Genomic DNA, 19,326 nt, shown 5'->3' on the forward strand with positions numbered 1-19,326 from the left:
CCCTATTGATAGAATATTTTTCCGTCCTTTGACAATGTGAAGTAAGCTGTACTTCCGAGCCATTGGAAATACCAAAACAGCTCATTATGCGATTTTATATCTTTGATCTCATTCTTATTTATTGTGGCTAAGAACCAAGTAGAAACTTTATTCATTTTATCCATATGCAAAGGCATTACATTACTAATAGTGGTAGTAAGACCAGATTCCTTCGGGATAACTGTTCTTGTTAGGAATGTACTAGCAACGAGATCATCAAAGTAGAGCACAGTTTTAGGGATAATCTTTGTATTTTCCATAGTTATTTTAAATGCAACCAAATAGTCGCCCTTCCAATCCTTGCCATCTACTTTGATAGCTCCATTCGCCCAACTTCTATATGGACTATTCTTGTCGTCCATATCAATGATTAATACTTGCTCAAACGTTCCCTTGACTGAAGCTGATAAATCATGTTTATCAGGCAAAGCATTCATTTTGCCGCCCCACATCGTTTCCATGTTCGTCCCGCGTAGTTCTACCTCGGCAAAGGACGCAGCACGTTTATCCACCGAAAGTTTTTTTCCATCAAGCAGCTGCAGCATACGATCAATAATGACGGCAGCCTGGGCGCGAGTAGAAGACTGATCCTTACCCAGTTCCCCATTAGCCACGCCGTTTATGATTCCGCGTTTGGTTGCCTCATACATAAGCTGCTTATCGTCCGAATTTTTGAAAGCCTTGTCTACCGCCCGGACAGCGAATCGAGCGGTCTCCAGCCGCGTAATGGCTTTATCCCAACCGGTTAAGAAATCCTTGGTGGTATAAATGCCGGCATCTTTTGAAACATTCACGTAAGGGGTATACCAGGGCTGCCCTTGTTTGAGATCAGCTACAGGCAAACTAAGCGCTGTCGCTGTCATTTTTATGAGCTCCGATCGTGTCACTGTTTGATTAGGTTTGAATGTACCATCGGTAAATCCATTGATTACACCTTTGTTTACTAGCTTTTGAACAGAAGAATAATACCAATCAGACGGTTTTACATCCTTAAATCCTTTTGTGGATCCCGCCGCGGCATATGACACCTGGGCAAATAACACAGATACAGCCACTATCAAGAAACTCAATCGTTTTAACATAATTATCTCTCCCCTATTTTTTTATTTCATCATTTGGGTATTGAAATAAATTCCCCTCAGCGCATATAGATATTTCTTCTTTTCTTCTCAGCTGCATAAAAATCTTTACTTTCAGCCCCCAATGAGAACTGCAATAGACATGTCCGAGCTGACGATTTTAGGCAATGGTTTTGCTGTTGCCCTATCTTGTACCAAAGCAATAGATTAGAGTAGAGCTGTAGGTGCAACGATCGTCGAAATCATATTTTTCTTTATTTATTTTCATCCTCCCTAGCGATTTGATTATTTATAGTTATATCGGTATTAATGAAGAAATATAGAATATCTGAATTGATCCTTGAAGGGTTCTTCTAATTTCTCTTACTATATTACTTTGCAAAATATACTTCCTGTAAAGCGGGTATTAAGAGCGGCTCATTGGAAATCGAACCGATGCCCTCATGTGACGTGTCAATAATCGCAACTAGCGATGGGCCAATAACCAACTGATCTATGGTGCGAGTTATCTGTGTCTGGGTTGCCGGATTCAAAGTAACGGAACACGAGACAATAGATGATATGTTGTTGTATGTACAAGTCGTTGGCTTTGTATTAAGATTAGTGATCGTTCCCGTTTCGTAATCGATATATAGAAGTTCATCAACGTTTACTCCGGTACCAGGCTTGATCTTACTGCCAGGTAGGGCTACATTATTGTCGTCGAGTTTCATATTAAGCCGGAGATATTGAAAGAACATATCTTGTACCCGAGTTCCTGGAGTTGTCGTATCGAGTTTGAAATAGCCCTTTGCGAGCTGCGCTTCGTCAATTGACAACGAGCTTGCATGGACCGCGGTATTCAGGTCGTTCTTTAGCTTATTTTGAGTGTTATATAGGATTAAATAGTCAAGGCAGATGATCATTACGAGAATAGTAAAAAGCAATCCACTAATGGAGAATATCATAACCTCAACACCTCCTCGTTCATTACCAAGGATGTTCAATTTTTTCATTTTTCTTCACTTCTTCCGTAGGCTTCAAGATAGAAATAACCTGGATCCTCGGTAGACGATACTCCGAAAAAGATCATTATCTTTGCTAAATCCGATGCGGGATACTGAACAATTAGCTTTACTGTTGGGTCTGGTTCAAACTTCCCAACCTTTGTTATTGTGCTCCCAGTAAAGGATGGATAGATTATGCCTCCCTTTGAAACGGCTGGGTAGCCTAAAGATTCCATTTTCGTTCGAATATCGTCCTCAATTTCTGGTGTGAGATACCCTGAAGTCTCAACCATTTGAAGCGCACGATCCTTAATATCATCGAGTTTAGCCTGACGCATTAAAAATAAGAACATCGTTACGATCATGACGGTTACAGCAAAGAAGATTGGCAGCACAATAAGAAGGACAATTAAGTTCGAAACTCCTTTTTGGTTATTCAATGGTTTCAGTAACCGTCTAACTAACATTTTTTTAACCACTCTACTTTCCAGATTTACTAAAGGGGAAGATTTCTGCCCTCCCCCTCCTTGCTCACGGACCGGGTTTGTAGCCGTACGAACGAACGTCTGCTTTCAGGTTGTCATAGCCGTATGATACGGTTTTATTCAACCCGTTCGGGCTTAGAAATAGCCAGCTACAAAGACCAATAACGATGATCGCGGTTATGATGATCAATACTAATTTATCCATTATTAAGGAGACACGTGGCCGGCGCCCGGCGCCGTCGACCCACTATAATCAAAAGATCCCACTTTGGAATGTACTTTAGTTGCCCCGTTGTCTGCAGCATCACCAAGACCATTCGGGTTATTGTAAGCCCAGAAAATTAGTCCAATTCCGATAACTACGATGATCAATGTTCCGATAACTTTGTCAATCATTTGATACTCCTCCTTAGTCTTGTGTCGCTTGAATTATTTTCGTCTTAACATTATTGCTGCCCTGGTCTAACCCATCACCAATGCCATTGGGGTTATTAAAAACCCAAAAAGTTAAACCAATCAGAATGATTGTTACAATAATTCCTCCGATTATTTTATCTAGCATTCGATCCCCCCTTCAAAATACTTGTTTGATCACCGTTTGGAAACTTATATACCAGGGCAGCAAGCACAAGGCGCCGACAACCGCGAAAGGTATCATAATTACGAATGTGACACGAAGCGGAGAAGCCTCAATCTTCTTTTTCACTTGAAAGTCTCTCATCGTGTCAATGTTACGTATTTGCTGATGGAACAGATCAATGATCTTGTCTTGCGGTGCGTTCCAACTTGCAAGCAGTGTATTGGTTAAAGGAAGCACCTCATTGATTCCGATCTGTTCCCCGAAGTAATTGATTGCTGCTCTTGGATTATCCATCCAGTCGATAAGTAAATCGTCCACGTACGGCTTCAAAACTTTAGACGTCCTCCCTGCTCTACGTATGGCGTAGTACAAGGGAATTTTATCTGTAACACAAACGATAAGCCGATGTGAGAACTTAACAATCTCTTCTGCAAGCACTTCTCGTCGGTTTCGAGCGAGAACAAAAAGCATTGTCGGAGGAGTAGCATAAGCAATTAGAACGATCACTATGAATGGTAAAAAGGGAAATGGTGCTGAATATCCATTCACACTGCTACGTAACACAAAAAGGAAAATCGTCAGGATACATGCAATCAGCGGTAGTAGCAGGCGGAGCATGTAGTAATGAAACACATGCATGCCGTATGGATGCCCGGCTGTTTTCAATCTTCTGGCGACTTTGTAATTCGACTTTCTCCGATCCTCTCTGATTACTGCAGCGTGGTACATGTCTTGAAGAAGCTGCTTCCTCTTCGTTCTGGTCGATGGGATGCGGAGTCTCTTCTTAAACTTTACGGATAAGGTGAACGGCATTACAATGAACCCCATGCCTAGCGTAAATGCGATAAGAATGATCCAAGTAATCAAGACCTCCTCTCCTCCTCCCTATAATTTTTTCCTGCCCATGTGCATCGCGCCGATGAATGATACAAAGAGCACTATTACTGACAATGTTACAATGCGGACACCGGTAGCCGTACGAAAGTAAAAATTGTAATTTTCGGGATCCATTTTGATGTTAAAGTACACCACGAATACCGATAAGCCAACCATAATGAATGTTCCATATTTGTAAGTAGTAAGTAACGTAATCCTTTTTTCCTCGTTGTACTCGGAATTTTGCATTTCACCGATTAGCTTAAATAATGAAGATGTAATATTTACTCCAGTATCGATATGCGTGATGAGGATATCCGCAAAATAATGCGCCCAATCATTCCCTACGCGATTGGCAAATTGGATGAGTGCTTTTTCAGGCTTTTCTCCCGTCTGAAAATCCATGATCAACCTGTTCCATTCGTTTGCGATCTCCGGCTCTATGCTTCTCGATGATTTGTAAATCGCACTTTCGAGATTTTCTGCTTCGGTAAAAAATCCAATGAAGTTTTGTACAGTCGGAATCATGACCTTCGCCATTGCTAAAGTTTTTTTCTGGTGCCTGGACCAAACCCATAGAAGCGGGATCGTACCGAACAAAACGCCTATAATGAAATTAAATAAAGGCGCTGGCATGACCTTATTGCTTATGATGAACAACGCAAGCAAGACCACGAAGCACAACAAGAACAGGTACTTTGCCGGCGTTTTGATTTCAGCAATACTCATGTACTCATCCAGTTTTTTGACAAGCGGATGATCAAAGACAGACTTTATTTCAACGGTCTCCAGCCGTCCATTATTTTTTCGTTTGTCGTAGAATCGATTTCGTCTCAGGACCGTAAATCCTACCAAGAGACGGCCAACTACCGGTTCAACGATTAGTACCATGCCGATTATGAAGACGCAGAGAAATGCAAGTTCGATAATTAGCATTAGTAGACACCTATCTCTATGAATTCTTCGGGTGTGGCGCCATAACTGATCATGTGCTCAATGAGTTCGTCGCTAACTTTATTCTCCGTTCTCTCCCAATCTTTTTTCTCCATATTCCAAACAAAGATTATCCGCATTTCAATTTCACCACTTTGGGTCGGTACAATTTCAGTGATTTCTGTCATGACCCGGAGATTTTTGTAATCATGCACCCTTATAAAACGTTGATAAACAACAATATTGAATGCACGCCCAATCCTGTTCTTTAGCAAATTGTCATCATGTGAACGGCCATCTTGCTTCACCATATCCATGATGTCGGTAATGATCATGCTGCGGTACTTTGAATGGAGCGAAACCATTGTATCGTGTCCACGAAGCGCTGCCTGTACAGCTTGAGAGGCTTCCGCGCCACGAATCTCTCCGATGATGATTCGATCCGGACTCTCACGAAGCAGAGGCTTAAAGGCATCTTCCATGGAAATTCCAAGTTCGGGTACAGCCTGAAATGGAACGATATTTCGACCAGGAAGGCGTTCATCTAACCGCATTTCCATTTCAGTTTCGAGGGAAAGTACGCGTTCCAAAACAGGAATTTCCTTCGCCAGTGCATATAGAGTTGTCGTTTTTCCGGTCTTCGTTCCACCTGCCACAATTATTGAAGCATGATATTTCACGAGCAGACTGAGAAACCTGGCCATCGGTTTATTCAATGTCCCACGATCCATGAGAGTGATGTGCAAGTCCGGATCCTTTAATATAAAATTCCGGATTGCAATTGTCGGGAAGGCTGAGTACGGCGCTTGCGTCATGGTAAGACGCGCTTTGTTATACATGTAGGTATGACAAATTGGATGTTGCTCGTTAATACGGGCGCGTCCATAAAGAGCAAGTCTTTCTTGCAGGCGAATGACCTGTTCGATATGGTCGAAAACCCTTGGGAATTTTACCGAGACTCCATCCTTCATGATGTAAATTTCTGTTCCGTTCACCTGTACTTCCTCAATGTCCTTCCCTTTGTATAAATCCTCGACGTAGCCAGCGCCGACGGTAAGGGCAAAAACGGCTTCCGGCAGACTCATTCGTTCTTGGAGCTCACCTATCGATGCATAGAGCAAGTTGTCGTAGATAATCTGCTTTATGAGCGCCTTAACCCTTTCTTGCGCGAGAGGGTTGCCCAGACCTGCCTGATGGACCATTTCTTTATGTTCGTCTTGTTCTTCCGCCGTACCGTCGGTCTTCTTCAAAAAATCCTGCACGATTTTCACAACTTCATAGAGCGTTCGGTGTTGATACCCGCGGTTTGCACCCGCCTTTTTCTTTTCTTGCTTATCTTTCTGGAGCTGCTCAACGATGCTAAAATTAGGGCGGTGCTTTCGAGTCGGCAAAGAAGCTGATAAAGTACCGATCACTATATTCCCTCCTATCCAATTAAGCCAAAGAGTTTTCGTTTGCCTTTTAGTGCTGATTTGTGATCGGATTGAAGCGGAACAATTTCTACTTTTACTCGTTCCGCGATCCATGCCGTCAATTGCAAAATATTGTCCCGGAAATCAACCGATTCATCTCCAGTATTGAGATAGAGCGGTTGACCATAGTTTATAGCCTTGATGCCCGCTCCTTTATCGACGTTCCGGATTCGTGAAACAATTTTGGTACCCATGGCCTTCTCAATTCCAAATCCGTCTAGTGCACCCTTATTGTCTCGATTCATGACCAATTGAAAATCGGTCTCTTTCATTCCATAATGCTGCCATACACTGTTATACCAGTCATTCCATGAAGACTGATAGCTTGTTACGATAGGCTGCACGACCACCAGGCGCTCGTCAGCATCTTTAATGCACTTCAATGTTGCGGCTTGATCAGGGAATGTATGAACGTCTGCTACGATCAAATCAAACGTCTTTCTGGCAACCGTCAAGAAATGTCCAATCTCTTCGATTGTGATTTTTTCGGCCCATTCACGTCGCTGAATACCCGTTAGAATATGAAGATTGGGAATATCCTTCAGGGATTCGCAAGCCTTTAGGAGAGAACTTTGTTCAAGCGTTCCCGAATCGCAATCCGCCTGGAGCATCTGATATCCTTTATCGGACTGTACGTTCAGATGATCACGGATTTCTGGGCTTTTAAGATTGAAGTCTACAAGCAAAACCTTCTTTTCTGGCATCCGCTGCGCCGCGCATACAGCAGTAGAGATTGCAATTGTCGTAGCCCCGTCTTTCGGGGAAGCTGCCATGAACGTGATTAGCCGTCCTCCATCACCGGTTTCAGTCTGCTTTGGTTTATTTGAGATCCGGGCACCGATCTCTTCAGCAATTTCGTCCTCGGTTAGACCATTTGGAATGAGGGAAACACCCAAATCAATGCTGATCCGTTGGATAATTTCTCGATACCACGAGTCAGTCGTTTCTGAGATCAAGATGACGATCCTTGTCATTTCACCTACGATGGTTTTTATCGAACTCATCCAATTCCAAGGGTATTTGGAACTGAATATATCCTCGTGAACAAAGATGAAATCTAGTTCCTTACCCGACTTACTCAGCGACTTGTTCAGCTCGGATTCATTAAAGGCATAGACTATATCGTCATCTTTCGAAATGATTTTCCCGGCTGCCTCAGCAAGACTTGGTTTGGAGAAAGCAAATATAATCTTCATTTTGGTGTCCCTCCATTACTATTTATCGCCGGATTTGATAGTGTTTCCGTTTCATCTTGTTGCACTTGACTACCCAAGGTTTTCGAATCCGGTGTTATCGAGATACCATTATCAACTTTCGTCTCTTCTACCTTTACGCCATCATCAATTGGCTGCTGATCGTTTGAATCGTTTCCCTTACCTTCTTCCTTTGTAATTGATCCAAAAGTATTCATCGAGTTCGGCAAACCCAATCGAATGGTTCCGTCTTTAGCGCCGGCGGCAAATATTTGATACTGGTCCTGCGACATGATGAAGGTAATATATGCAGGCTGTCCCGTTGCATTTTGGCGGTATCGTTCAACATTATCTTCATCGCGCTGTCCACCTACACTCGGGAGGGATATAGGTCCATTCAACGTTGTATCTGCAATTTCATTACCTTCTGAATCTTTGACGTAGGCTACGGTTAAGTCAGATAGCAATTGTTTGGTATAGATTTTCTTGAAAGTGGTCGCAGGATTGGCAGCAAGTATAGCAGCTTGTTGTACTTCGCTAATCTCTTGCCCATTTACATCGAGAACCTTTGGCTGGGTGTATTCGACCCAAGCCGACACTTTGTCTCCGCGGCGAACCATATTATTGACGGCGCCGACGAAATCAATTTTAAATCCGATATACTCCTCGTCACTCGTTGGATAAAGGCTATCGTTGCCTAACTTCCAAGAAAGAAACTCTTCAGACTCCCCAATCGGAATAAGAGCACGTTTACCAACTATTAGGCTTTTATCCAAAATGGCATTGTCCATGTGCTGGACGGTAGGGATGGATACTTTCCTCACCATATTCAACGTAATAAGTTGGCCGGACTCAATCATTTTCACTGGTTTCCAGGTCTGCATTGTCGTAACGTCCGTTTGAACGCTTTTCATGTACTGAAAAAATCCTACTGCGCACCCGGCAACAATCATCAAGCCAATTGCTCCAGATATCCATTTTCGATTCATAACTTACTCCTCCCTAACAACAGGTTTTGGATTAATCCTTAGGCGATTTAATTTGATGGAAGAATCTACGAACCTTAGCACCAAAACTATACTGCTTTTTCATTAGGGTATACATTTCCTTCGACATTACGGCTCTCGCCATTGGTTTGAACGGAATTGTTAACAAGTTTTTTATTTCTATGTCATCCCAAGCCAGGTTACCTTCCCAAGCATACTTGAGGACGATGCTTCCGAGATCAGGAATTTGTGTAAGTGTCGGGAGTAGGACGGCATCTTTCCATTCATTCTGGTTGATATAGCTCCCCCACTTATTTCCGATCACTTTCATCTGCTTTCCTGAATATTCATTCTTCAGCGTATCGATTTCATGAAGATGGTGATTTAATTGGACTGGATCGCCATCTGCAACAATCCAAATTTCATCTGACATGCTAAGTATCTTCTTACATTGTGGCTCATGATAATTAGACGATATATCACAAATTGCTATTGGAAAACGTTTGGCGGCCATAAGGAGTTGAATGGTTTGATCCTCGCTCCAATTCGGAGTGGGATTAGCATTTGCAGGTACCCAGTTTACACCATGAGTTACCCAGGATTTTTCTTGCGTAATGTACCCGACTTTTTGAATCTGTTCAGCCCATGATTTCCAATCCTTCGGAGCATTCGTTTCCCCGTGCATGAGCTCGTAATAAGTTGACCCGATACTCTGCAAGACAGGCTCAAACACCGCAACAGGAACTCTGTTTTCTCCAAGCATCCTGGCAAAATTCGAAGTGACGAATGTTGCTCCTGCGCGAGGATACAAGCTTATTACAGAAAGGAGTATGGAATTGAAGTGAACCGGCACGTGAACAGTGACGATCTTTTCTTTAATGATGATACGTTCCTTAATCTTCTGGAGCTTAACCTTCTGCTCTTCCATCGTCCGACGTTTATTATTCGAACCTTCAGATGGTAACTGCTCTGAATACTTCTGAGGTTCTTCGCTTCCAGCAGATTCAACATGCAGGTAATCGTTGATCGGATACGGATCATCTTCTGAAGCATGCGCCGTTTCTTCGATTGGATCCGGTAGGTTCTTTTCATTCGTTTGTGAAGTTGCTGATGGTATTTCTTCTTTTTTTTGCTCCTTGACCTCACGAGTTGCTTTCTTTTCTGTCTCTTGATTGTTTTCTTCTTGCCTATCCGATGTAATATTTAAAGCTGGTCGCGTTTGCTCGAGTGCTGAGCTTATATTTTTACTCTTCGATATCTCTGCTGACCGGCTTTGTAGTCTCGCTTCAAGCAGTCCGGTATCCAACTCATCGAAGCTGACGCAGACATTCCCATCTGCCTCGATCCTTGAAATAAACTCATCTTTCCCCCTATGGAAAATGAGAAGAAAAACCGTTTCCGGTGAGCCTAACCGTATGCTTTGATAGATTTTCTGAAATGACGCGTCATCTGTGATAACTGCTTCCGGGAGGATTATGACATCTGCAGCAGAATCTAACGAGCTCCACTGCGGGATGAAAAAATCCATCGAGTCGATACTGCGTATCACGCGTCCGTAATCGGCAAGTTCTTCTTCGATCCATTCTGCAAAGTCCTGATCATCGAAAACTATAAATAGACGTTTCATGGTCTCCCCTGTCTTTTTGATACACGTATATTAATTAATATATTGATATGCTACTATCGCAACGCCATTCTGTGTTAACGCCCCTACCGTAAGGGCAACTTCGGGGAGATCTACCAAGAGCAATAAATAAAAACATATTGTCTTGCAAGATCAAATCAGCAAGTCTGCTACCAAGTCCATCAAGTGAAGGCATCGAAAACTTCTCGCGTATTTCATAGTAACATTCCTTCGAGAGTCTAACCTTACTCCGGTGCGCCCTAGTTCGAACCCAATCTCACTTGCAGCATGACTTCGATGAGTGTTTCATGCAGCTTATTTTCAATCAGGAGATGGATCTTCATCTATGAATCACTCACACCTCTCCTTTCTTACGTCACCGTAAATCATAATATACCTTTTCGCCTTTGTTGAAAACAAAGAAACCTCTTCGCAAGTCAACTGCGCCACCAAGCAGGTCTTTATCTGTTACGAACCAAATTCGGCTGGATGCTCCTTCTTGTTCAGCAATTTTATATGCCAGTAATGCCTTCTCATCCGTAGAGACGAGAACAACTAGTGTTTCTTCTAAATCATCATTGACAAGGTACTCTTTGAAAAATCTCGTCTGAAAACGAATGGTTTTTACCCATTTCTCATCTTCCCGATGGCACAGTAGATAAAACGACATTTCCTTCCCTTTGGGGGTACGAAGTACAAACCGAGCGGTTGGGACCACATGGTCCTCCTTTCTTTTTAGTGAAGGATGGAACTCAAAGTGCACCAGATCAAATGATTCACGTAGTTGAATATAAAGTTCATTAGTGATTACATATCGCATGCGGAAAATAATAGTTGTCGTTTTTAGTATTCGTGGATCACGTTGACCGATCATCATTCCAAATTTGTATTTCAGTATGTCTGCACCGCTATCGCCAAGTTCATAAATACTAGGTCTATTTTTATCTGGTAAGGAATAGCTCGACCATTGTGTTCGGCGCAGCAGGCCGTATTTAATTAGACGATTCACCCGATCCCGAACAGATTTATTGCGCTCGACATCAGGAAAGAACAATCTTTCAATTTGCTTAAGAACAAGCCAGCGATGAACGAAAATAAACCGAACAAGTTCGACATCACGTTCGGTTATCCAGTTCTTTTCGATCTTTCCATCGATGTAGTAAAAATCGTGACTCGGCAGATTGTTTTGATTTGTAATAAAGGCATATGGATCATCCCATGTTGGCTGTTCTGGGACCGCGATATTTTGTTGCGGTTTGATGAATGGAGATACATTATAATCCATCGATTATTTCCCTTCCGTTAGATTTCATGCGGGAAATCTACGATTCTTGAACCAATCCTTCGCTTATCGGCATGTACATTCTTTATGCGCACGGATACTTTCTTTCCGAGAAGGATTCCATCGCGCGGCATTTTGTTTGAAGGAGGAAACCAGGCAAGAGACTCGATTCCTGGTGCAATTTTAACAAAAATACCCACATCTTGAACGACGCTAGTAATAATACCGGTATAATAATTATCCACACCAAACTTCTCATGAACTCTGCTCCATGGATCCTCAAGAAGCTCCCTCCGAGAAACACGCACTTGTTTCTTAACGCGATCAATGAACGTGATTCTTACTGTGAGCTCTGTACCCAAAGGAACTAGGCCTTTTCCTGTTGTAGTCCAATCATGTTCGTAGTCTTGGATCGGCAAGACGCAGATAACACCATGAATACGGATATAGATACGCTCATCTTCGAAACCAGACACACACCCAGTAACGATGTGGTTCAATTCTGCTGTTTCCCAGAACTCCTCTTGCATCTCATCGATTGCCTGCACCCGTGACAGTAGTACGATTCCCATTTTTTCATCAAAAACTACCACTTTCGAAGCGTCCTGTCCCAGTTTGGCAACATCCAGGACCATAAAATCAATCTTATGATCGAGGAAGCCGACAAGAGAATTGTACTTTCTGCGATCGAACTGATCCTCGTAGATTAAACCTTTCAGACCATTGTTCAGTTCCACCAAAGCACACTGCATATTCTTGCCAAAAGGCGCATGATTCTCAATAGCGGTGACGACACCTTGATGGATTAATTTTCGACGTGCAGACGTCTTATACTCCTGCATAGGGCTTGAAACCAATGGATTATTCAATCGAATTGCCTCCCCGTTTTTTAACGTATAAATGATTTGAATTAAACCTTGCTTTGCCAACCCCAATTGCCATTAAATTTCCTTCGCGTATATTAGTAACCATTAGTGATTTGGTTTTTGAAGCGGGCATTTACTATGGTATCCTCAAGCTTTACCTCCCAAGGGATCCTACTTATTCCGTTCTGTTCGGTGTGATGCCGGTCAGGTCATTAGTCACGTTAATAGAGCTAACTTCATAATCCCCCCTTTCGGGTAAAGATTGATTAACAACAACTGATCCTTGTTGTTCAATTTCGACCAGTCACCTTTTTCATATGATGTATCATGTTCAATCAAATAAAACATATTAACGACCGCCGCATTGCAATTCGAATGTGTAAGTTTGAATTCAAGTTCTTCAGTAATGTTTGGAGGCTTATGTCCCATCTCATATTCCCTTCCCTAGTGCCATCATATTGAACATTAACTGATATATATACTAATATATTACTATACGACAATGGGATTGAGAAGGACTATTTTAATCGTGTCAAATGCCCTGTGACGCCTCTTTTCAATGTTTTCACTCTATCCGAAGCTAACTTATGGAGTTCAATTTGCAAGACCGACTTACCGATTTGGATAGCATAAATATAATCCTCATCTGTCATAATAGTATGCTCATCGTATTGTCTACCTGCTTGTACTTGACCTATAAGATGGTCCAGCATTTCCTTCCCATTAATCGTGCTGCCGGCGATTTCCGCCTCTTGATGATTATTTAGCTCATTGAGACCCCTCGACATATACTTAACTGGCTCTCCCGAATTTGCGTTGAGGACAGTAATTACTCGAGCTTGATCATTTATTTATCCCAAGACGAATTGTAGTGATGGATCGAGGAAATGATACTCAAAATTCTCCTTCAAACTTGGATATATTTGCTACTTTTCTTCGTTGCATTTTTGGGTTATAAAAGGAGATAGCTCGTACACCATCTCCTTTTGGTTTATCGTTTATTCGAATTCTAGCTCAATACGTTCAATGATCGGCACGTTTTCCCTGCAACCTCTTATAAGGCTTGTCTTTTCCATCCTTGCTAAATCAATCGCGTTTTCTCGTGCTTCTTCATGCGTCATACCAACCATCCCAAGGCGTAGCTCCGGTATATAAACGGAGATATTGTTGTCGTTTTTATTTCCTTCGAACAATAAGGTAAAAGTTACTTTCTGCATTTCTAATCGTCCTCCCAGGTTGTCTTATAATTATTATGGTCCATTATGACTACAATATAAGAGTGATTCTTGAATCATAATGTGTGGAGACAAGTGAGACATATGTACTATTTTTAGTACAGACGAATTGTACTATGAACTATTTTAATCGGTCAACATGTTTCTTCCAATGGCTGTTTAGACATAACTGGATATTTAACGATTTATTTCGACTAAGTACGACTATTTCATGTTGAATTTTTAACAACTTTATTCCTAAATTCTCTCTGTATAATCTTGAGAATCATGTTATATTTTATTTAGAGAGAGGTTGTATGCAGATTTGGCAAACTACGCGAAAGCGCAGGACGCAAAACCACGGGTCTAACGTAATATGCTATGACAGCCGGGTTGCCAACTCTCGCCGAAACCTATTTGAAAGGGACATTTCGCAATGAGTTCAAATAAAATCGGGTCCCACCTTGAATCTCTCCGTTTAACATGTGGTTTTAGTTTAAGAAAGGCAGCTCAACGTAGTGGGTTAAGCCATGGCTATATTCGAGATGTAGAATTAGGTGAAAATCGCATTTGTGGACCCCAGATTATTCCGCGTCCACAAACTTTAAGGAAATTCGCAGCAGCTTACAGCACTGATTTTAACGAACTAATGAGGATTGCAGGGCATGTGGAATATGAGATGGGAGCCGCCGCCCTGCCCTACTGTATTCTAGAAATTAATCTCGATGATGTATTGTATGTTCAGGTAGATGAAAACAGCCATGTTCAGTATCATCTGGCAGAACACGTTTATTATGAAAATATGAAGCTCCAGGAATACATGCTTCTCGAAGAGCGATTAGAAAACGCAGATTTCATTCGTGTCCACTTCGGTACTTATGTGAATTTAAGGCATGTTTTTTCGTTTGACGATAAAAACGGACGTATTTTTTTGGAAAAAAGAATGACCGGAAAATTTATTGATATAACTTGGTTTCGTTTGCAGATTTTACGAAATTCAATTTTCAGAGCTGCTGCTCAAAATAACAAAAATGATATGGAGGGTAAATTAGCGCCGAACCCCTCCAGTACAATATTTGTTCGAAATATAAAATTGTAGACCTATTGTAATTCGAGTCGGTAACTTGTATGCAAGCAATGCGAACATTTCAGCTATGATCGCCGCGGTGATAAGATAAAATGAATGACAGATATGATTATCTATGTGTATAAGCCATTGTTAGCATTATCCATTGGCTATTCCGTTGCTTCCTCTCATGCTGAAATGTATTCAAATGTGCTATTTCAGTAATCATTGTTGTATGTTAATTATCCAACCAGTGTGATAGTATATTAATTAATTGGTGATTAAAGTAAAGGAGTGCAAAAACGTCATGTCTATTGACTTTAAAATTGAAGGTTCGTTAGAGCTTTATTTAGAAAAGATGATTAAAAACTTACCTAATGGACCTAAATTAGTTATGCAGGCGCTCTCAAAGAAGGATTGGAATAAAGAGGATTTGTCATTAAAAGCACGTGTCAGGCGCGGTGAATTGAATTTTGCTGTTTGCTGGCTTGAAGCACTCGGATTTGCTGAGTTTAATTCTGCGGGCAGACAAAAGTTATACAGTCTTACCCCTCTTGGCCAATCAGCTTATGAGCAGTTTAAAGATTTATTTTTGGATGTTACTGAGGACGTAGATGCCGATTAGAGCATAATAATTATATTTTCCTAGTGAAATAACGATAGCCGATATTCCCATTAAGGGATACATCGGCTTTTTCATTAAGTTGTTGAGTTTCTTGCAGCTTCAGCCCGCAGTGCAAGTTTTTCTTCGAGATCGTTGAGTGCTCTGTTTCTTATCACTCCATATGGTTCGTCTTGTCTTGTGCATTCTTGATTGCCAGTAGAAGTCTTGCCCTCACGTTTGATAGTAATTTCTGTCTTATCATCTCCACTATCCCATGCAGAACTTCTAATTGTGTTATGAGACTGGCTACCATCTACTCCACTCTCTTTCTCTCTTGTTGCACACCAACCCTTCTCTTTTATGCGTCCCAAGCGTTCGGACTGGTTATTTTCGTTATTATTAATTTCTATTTCTTGCTTAGTCACTTCAAGTTGAGGATTTTTCAATTCCTTTTCCGGTACACTTTCCCCACCACTATCTTCCCCCGTTGATTCATTTTGATTTGCATTGGAATCATCTTGAGCTGGGACCTGTTCTTCTCCGAGCGGTTCAAATAGCTTCTTTGGGAGAGGATACACCAAGCCAATGACTGGGTCCATTCTCACATTATTGTGAACGCCTCTGAACAAACACTCGCCTGGTTCCCCAGTTTCAGGATTGAATCCCATTAATCCTGTAATTTCACTCGGCATTACGCGATAACGTTTTTCTTCTATTAGTTGGGTCTTGAAACCTGTAGAAGACATTTCATCCGTACCGCTGCTTTGTCCAATTTTATACTCTTCGCCAATCATATCCGCGTAATATTCTGCGTCATCATTGTCCAAGCCGGCTAATATAAATTTTTGAACGGCATTTTGTTTTACCATACCACTCAGTCTTTCACTTACATCCTCAAGCTGGACATTCCCCTGGTGAATGACGTTTACATATACTTCAAACTCCCGGGCCATTTCAAGAAATGTTGAGAATTCCTCATCAGCAAACATTTCGATTTCATCGACTGTAAGTTGATGTGGCCGGACCTTTTCATTTAGATTTCTCCGAAACGTGCTTGCACGCAGTAAGTTCAGGTATAGTCTCCCGACGGTATAAGTTAGCGTCTGTAGCTTTCCATATGCCCCATTCACAAGGACAACCTCACCATTCCGAAGTGCGTCGTCAATGTTAAAGGTTGATTTGCCACAGAATATGCGTTGGATGTACTTACTTTCTGTTAATTCGCTTAAGTAGTCATACAATCCAGAATAAGTTTGCATCGCATGCTCTTGTAGCTTTCCCCCACTCGCCATATTCCTCGTATACTCAAGAAGCAAAGGCACTTCTGATTCACGACCGATAAATTCAGACATAATTTCGGCCCGATAATTGTCATTAATCGGTTGTATCAAACGATTTAGTTCATTGTAGGTACAATCATTCCCCATCGCAATTTTTAGAGCCTTGATACTAACTCGCAATAATTGTGTTGATCGACTTTTAAAATACTGCTCTGCATCTGGACCAAGATATCCATGAAATGCAGAAACATTAGCCTCTACCATTGGTTCAATGTCTTCGTCAATTGGTACAAAGAAAGGATTTAGACAATCTGTGTATGCATACTCCGGATCCAAGCGGCGGTATGGTCGTCCTGTTCTGTCCATGAAGTTTGCCATTCTCTTAATAAAAGATCCTTTCGGCTCAAGGATTGTAGAACCCATAAAGTCATTTAGAACATCCTGCACTACAAAAGTTGTCGCGAGTAATGTTTTCCCCGCACCAGTGCCACCGATAGTTTGTTGATGCTGCGCCCGATCCCCACGATTAAGTACGATTAGTTCACTTTGACGTACTTTTGTGGGTACCGTGTGGAACAACTCAAGTCTACATTCTTCAGAGTAATATCTTAGATGGCTTAATGAACCCTTTTTGCTTAAATCAGCCCTATCGAGGGTAGCAAATTTTGAGATTAAAGCGCCATCTCGTTGTAGAACAGTTACCTTCTCACTTGTATTATTAATAAGCGTTAATTCTTCAGCAGCTCTTGATAATCTACTAAATACAGTTGAACGAATATTAATATGTAATGTGAAGTATAGGGTAATGACCACTGCACCAAAAAATAGAATGCTTGAAATGCCCAACCCCTTCCATCCCGGGACATATCTCATCAAGATTTGTCCAGCAGCCAGCATGCTTAATGCGTTCAAAAATGTCTGGATCACCGGTTTAGCATATGTGCTTTTAAATAGCAAAGGACATGAATAGATAATATGACCTAAAAAACACGCAATTAGCAATGGAATTGCACGAAAAAACACAGGTTGCCCTACCCCATAGAATAAATCCTGATATCTTCCTATTAGCCATAAGAAACTGAGTATAAGTATGGTCAAGATACTTATTGCTTGCATATTCCAAATGGTTTTTTTATTAGACGGATCCATTGCGTACCTTCTCACTTGTATGAAGATATTTTTGAATATAAATGCAAGCATATGACCAATCGCTGATATAATACCTCCGATTAGTAATCCTATATATTTCAATTGCTCCCCCACCTTCTATTCCAGTATGTTATATTATTAATATATTATATTACGGATGACCATTTTGTCATAATAAATTTCCTCAACAGATTAACATTAATTGTCACATCTCTACCCCTCAATACTCGCTTCTTATCAATATGTTCCATACATGTTGTTCACCGTCTGTAGTCAACACTTCACATGTTGTATTTATGTAGTTAACTTGTTGTCTATTATCTTACACATACAATTCATATGTTGTTGACTACATGGAGACAGTGATTCACAAGTCATACTCATGTAGTCAACTTATTATTTATTATACTGTATAAATATCTCATATGTTGTTTACTACTTGTATACAGTGATACACAAGTTAATCACATGAGTTTAACTTTATTTCTATTATATTACACATATTGTTCATATGTTATTTACACATTGTAGGTTGTTAAACATATCTCAAGTACATATAGTCAACTACATTTATATCGTGTCTCACAGATGTTTTACTTGTAGTTAACCAACTGTCATATGTTACTCACACATTCCACATATGTTGTACACTCCATTTGTCATAGAACTCTGTGAGATCCTCTAATTGGTGACTTTTTTCAATTGTTTGTGTATGATTAATTGTACAAGTGCTGCACATGTACACCATATACAACATGTAATCAACAATATGTAGAGGAGGAGTAGTGTGGAACTCGAAAAGGCATGGAAAATATCCGAATTTGCCAAGTTAATTGAAGCCAAACATCACAATACAATCAATCAATGGTTTAACGCCTTAGAAGAGAAACGAATTCACTATGTAAATCGAATACTTGGCGAAAAAGTATACGACCAACTCGACCTCGATATTGGGAGGTATATCCGAGAAGGTCGAGAAAAAAGCTATAATCTTCAACTTATTTTCGATCAACTTCCAGACGTGTTCGAATTACGACCGTTCCCACCTGAATGGGGGATGGGAGATAGTGGTCTGCTGGATATCGAAGCCATTCGTAGACAAATGGAGATCAAGTTCGAAGAAAAGTTTCAGGAAGCCCAAGCCCGCATTAGAGAGGAAGTCGTCTCTGCAGCAACACTTCTTCTGGAGGAGCATCGAAGTTTATTGCCACCTCCGAAAACAATAGAGGAGATCAGAGCTGAGGAAGTTAATAACAAGATGACACGCATGAAAGTTGAATGGAGTCTTGAAGAAAAAGCAATTGAAGAATGGTCAAAGCTCCCCGAATCAGAAAGATTGCGGAAAGTGGGACTTTTCCGCAAAGATGAGGATTGGGGTAAGAGGGCAGCGTTTATTCGCAGATATGTACAAGATCATATGACGGAAGCCCTGAAAGCAGAATATGGAATCAACTAGGAGCGCACATGTTGCGCTCTATTTTTTTCAAAGAACAAATGATGCACTACATATACTCACTATATTTATTACAATATATCTTTTTAAATGAAATATACATTAAATATTTATTGCATTTAAAAGTTTTATTTAACAAATTCATATCAAATGCTAATC

Annotated in this window: 19 protein-coding genes and 1 riboswitch; of the genes, 3 read left to right on the forward strand and 16 right to left on the reverse strand. The window is 41.0% G+C overall.

Features of this window, described 5'->3' with window-relative positions; all coding sequences use genetic code 11:
* Positions 1-2 precede the first annotated feature (2 nt).
* From AC0YNV_RS31885 to AC0YNV_RS31955, 15 genes are all read right to left on the reverse strand, one after another.
* The gene (locus tag AC0YNV_RS31885; RefSeq protein ID WP_475771633.1) at positions 3-1,121 is read right to left on the reverse strand and encodes an S-layer homology domain-containing protein; all 1,119 of its coding nucleotides are present in this window, start codon (positions 1,119-1,121) and stop codon (positions 3-5) included.
* Positions 1,122-1,489: 368 nt separating this feature from the next.
* Positions 1,490-2,113 carry a hypothetical protein gene (locus AC0YNV_RS31890; RefSeq protein ID WP_475771634.1) on the reverse strand — a complete coding sequence of 208 codons (624 nt, stop codon included), beginning with the start codon at positions 2,111-2,113 and terminating at the stop codon, positions 1,490-1,492.
* Entirely contained in the window at positions 2,110-2,571 is a 462-nt protein-coding gene (locus tag AC0YNV_RS31895; protein ID WP_475771635.1) for a TadE/TadG family type IV pilus assembly protein, read from the reverse strand. Before AC0YNV_RS31895 ends, AC0YNV_RS31890 begins: the two co-directional genes overlap by 4 nt.
* Positions 2,572-2,796: 225 nt before the next feature.
* Positions 2,797-2,985, reverse strand: a complete 189-nt coding sequence (locus AC0YNV_RS31900) for a hypothetical protein (protein WP_475771636.1) — start codon at positions 2,983-2,985, stop codon at positions 2,797-2,799.
* Between the two features lie 13 nt (positions 2,986-2,998).
* Entirely contained in the window at positions 2,999-3,151 is a 153-nt protein-coding gene (locus tag AC0YNV_RS31905; protein ID WP_475771637.1) for a hypothetical protein, read from the reverse strand.
* Between the two features lie 12 nt (positions 3,152-3,163).
* Positions 3,164-4,036, reverse strand: a complete 873-nt coding sequence (locus AC0YNV_RS31910; protein WP_475771638.1) for a hypothetical protein — start codon at positions 4,034-4,036, stop codon at positions 3,164-3,166.
* A gap of 18 nt (positions 4,037-4,054) precedes the next feature.
* A complete protein-coding gene (locus AC0YNV_RS31915) occupies positions 4,055-4,981 on the reverse strand; it encodes a type II secretion system F family protein (protein WP_475771639.1) in 927 nt (308 codons plus the stop codon).
* Positions 4,981-6,393, reverse strand: coding sequence for an ATPase, T2SS/T4P/T4SS family (locus tag AC0YNV_RS31920; RefSeq protein WP_475771640.1), 1,413 nt, complete (start codon positions 6,391-6,393; stop codon positions 4,981-4,983). Before AC0YNV_RS31920 ends, AC0YNV_RS31915 begins: the two co-directional genes overlap by 1 nt.
* 11 nt (positions 6,394-6,404) lie before the next feature.
* Positions 6,405-7,646 carry a CpaE/TadZ family protein gene (locus AC0YNV_RS31925; RefSeq protein WP_475771641.1) on the reverse strand — a complete coding sequence of 414 codons (1,242 nt, stop codon included), beginning with the start codon at positions 7,644-7,646 and terminating at the stop codon, positions 6,405-6,407.
* Positions 7,643-8,632 (reverse strand): hypothetical protein, encoded by a 990-nt coding sequence (locus AC0YNV_RS31930; protein ID WP_475771642.1) that lies wholly within the window; start codon positions 8,630-8,632, stop codon positions 7,643-7,645. The genes AC0YNV_RS31925 and AC0YNV_RS31930 overlap by 4 nt, the downstream gene beginning before the upstream one ends.
* Before the next feature lie 31 nt (positions 8,633-8,663).
* The gene (locus AC0YNV_RS31935) at positions 8,664-10,256 is read right to left on the reverse strand and encodes a hypothetical protein (RefSeq protein WP_475771643.1); all 1,593 of its coding nucleotides are present in this window, start codon (positions 10,254-10,256) and stop codon (positions 8,664-8,666) included.
* 373 nt (positions 10,257-10,629) lie between these two features.
* Positions 10,630-11,538, reverse strand: coding sequence for a replication-relaxation family protein (locus tag AC0YNV_RS31940; protein WP_475771644.1), 909 nt, complete (start codon positions 11,536-11,538; stop codon positions 10,630-10,632).
* Positions 11,539-11,555: 17 nt separating this feature from the next.
* Positions 11,556-12,404 (reverse strand): 30S ribosomal protein S1, encoded by an 849-nt coding sequence (locus AC0YNV_RS31945; RefSeq protein ID WP_475771645.1) that lies wholly within the window; start codon positions 12,402-12,404, stop codon positions 11,556-11,558.
* Between the two features lie 515 nt (positions 12,405-12,919).
* On the reverse strand, positions 12,920-13,189 hold the full coding sequence (locus tag AC0YNV_RS31950) for a hypothetical protein (RefSeq protein WP_475771646.1): 270 nt from the start codon (positions 13,187-13,189) through the stop codon (positions 12,920-12,922).
* A gap of 210 nt (positions 13,190-13,399) precedes the next feature.
* Positions 13,400-13,618, reverse strand: coding sequence for a type II toxin-antitoxin system HicB family antitoxin (locus AC0YNV_RS31955; RefSeq protein ID WP_475771647.1), 219 nt, complete (start codon positions 13,616-13,618; stop codon positions 13,400-13,402).
* Between the two features lie 314 nt (positions 13,619-13,932).
* Positions 13,933-14,016: riboswitch (cyclic di-GMP riboswitch) on the forward strand.
* Between the two features lie 35 nt (positions 14,017-14,051).
* On the opposite strand from AC0YNV_RS31955, the gene AC0YNV_RS31960 reads away from it, so the two are divergent.
* Both AC0YNV_RS31960 and AC0YNV_RS31965 read left to right on the forward strand, forming a co-directional pair.
* Positions 14,052-14,714, forward strand: coding sequence for a LytTR family transcriptional regulator DNA-binding domain-containing protein (locus AC0YNV_RS31960; RefSeq protein ID WP_475771648.1), 663 nt, complete (start codon positions 14,052-14,054; stop codon positions 14,712-14,714).
* A 274-nt stretch (positions 14,715-14,988) separates the two neighbouring features.
* The gene (locus tag AC0YNV_RS31965; RefSeq protein WP_475771649.1) at positions 14,989-15,306 is read left to right on the forward strand and encodes a hypothetical protein; all 318 of its coding nucleotides are present in this window, start codon (positions 14,989-14,991) and stop codon (positions 15,304-15,306) included.
* A gap of 74 nt (positions 15,307-15,380) precedes the next feature.
* Here the strand turns inward: AC0YNV_RS31965 and AC0YNV_RS31970 are convergent, their stop codons facing one another.
* A complete protein-coding gene (locus AC0YNV_RS31970; protein WP_475771650.1) occupies positions 15,381-17,816 on the reverse strand; it encodes a type IV secretory system conjugative DNA transfer family protein in 2,436 nt (811 codons plus the stop codon).
* Positions 17,817-18,501: 685 nt separating this feature from the next.
* Here AC0YNV_RS31970 and AC0YNV_RS31975 point away from each other — a divergent pair.
* Positions 18,502-19,170 carry a hypothetical protein gene (locus AC0YNV_RS31975; RefSeq protein ID WP_475771651.1) on the forward strand — a complete coding sequence of 223 codons (669 nt, stop codon included), beginning with the start codon at positions 18,502-18,504 and terminating at the stop codon, positions 19,168-19,170.
* Positions 19,171-19,326: the final 156 nt, after the last annotated feature.

This window comes from Paenibacillus sp. JT31N11, assembly GCF_056269285.1.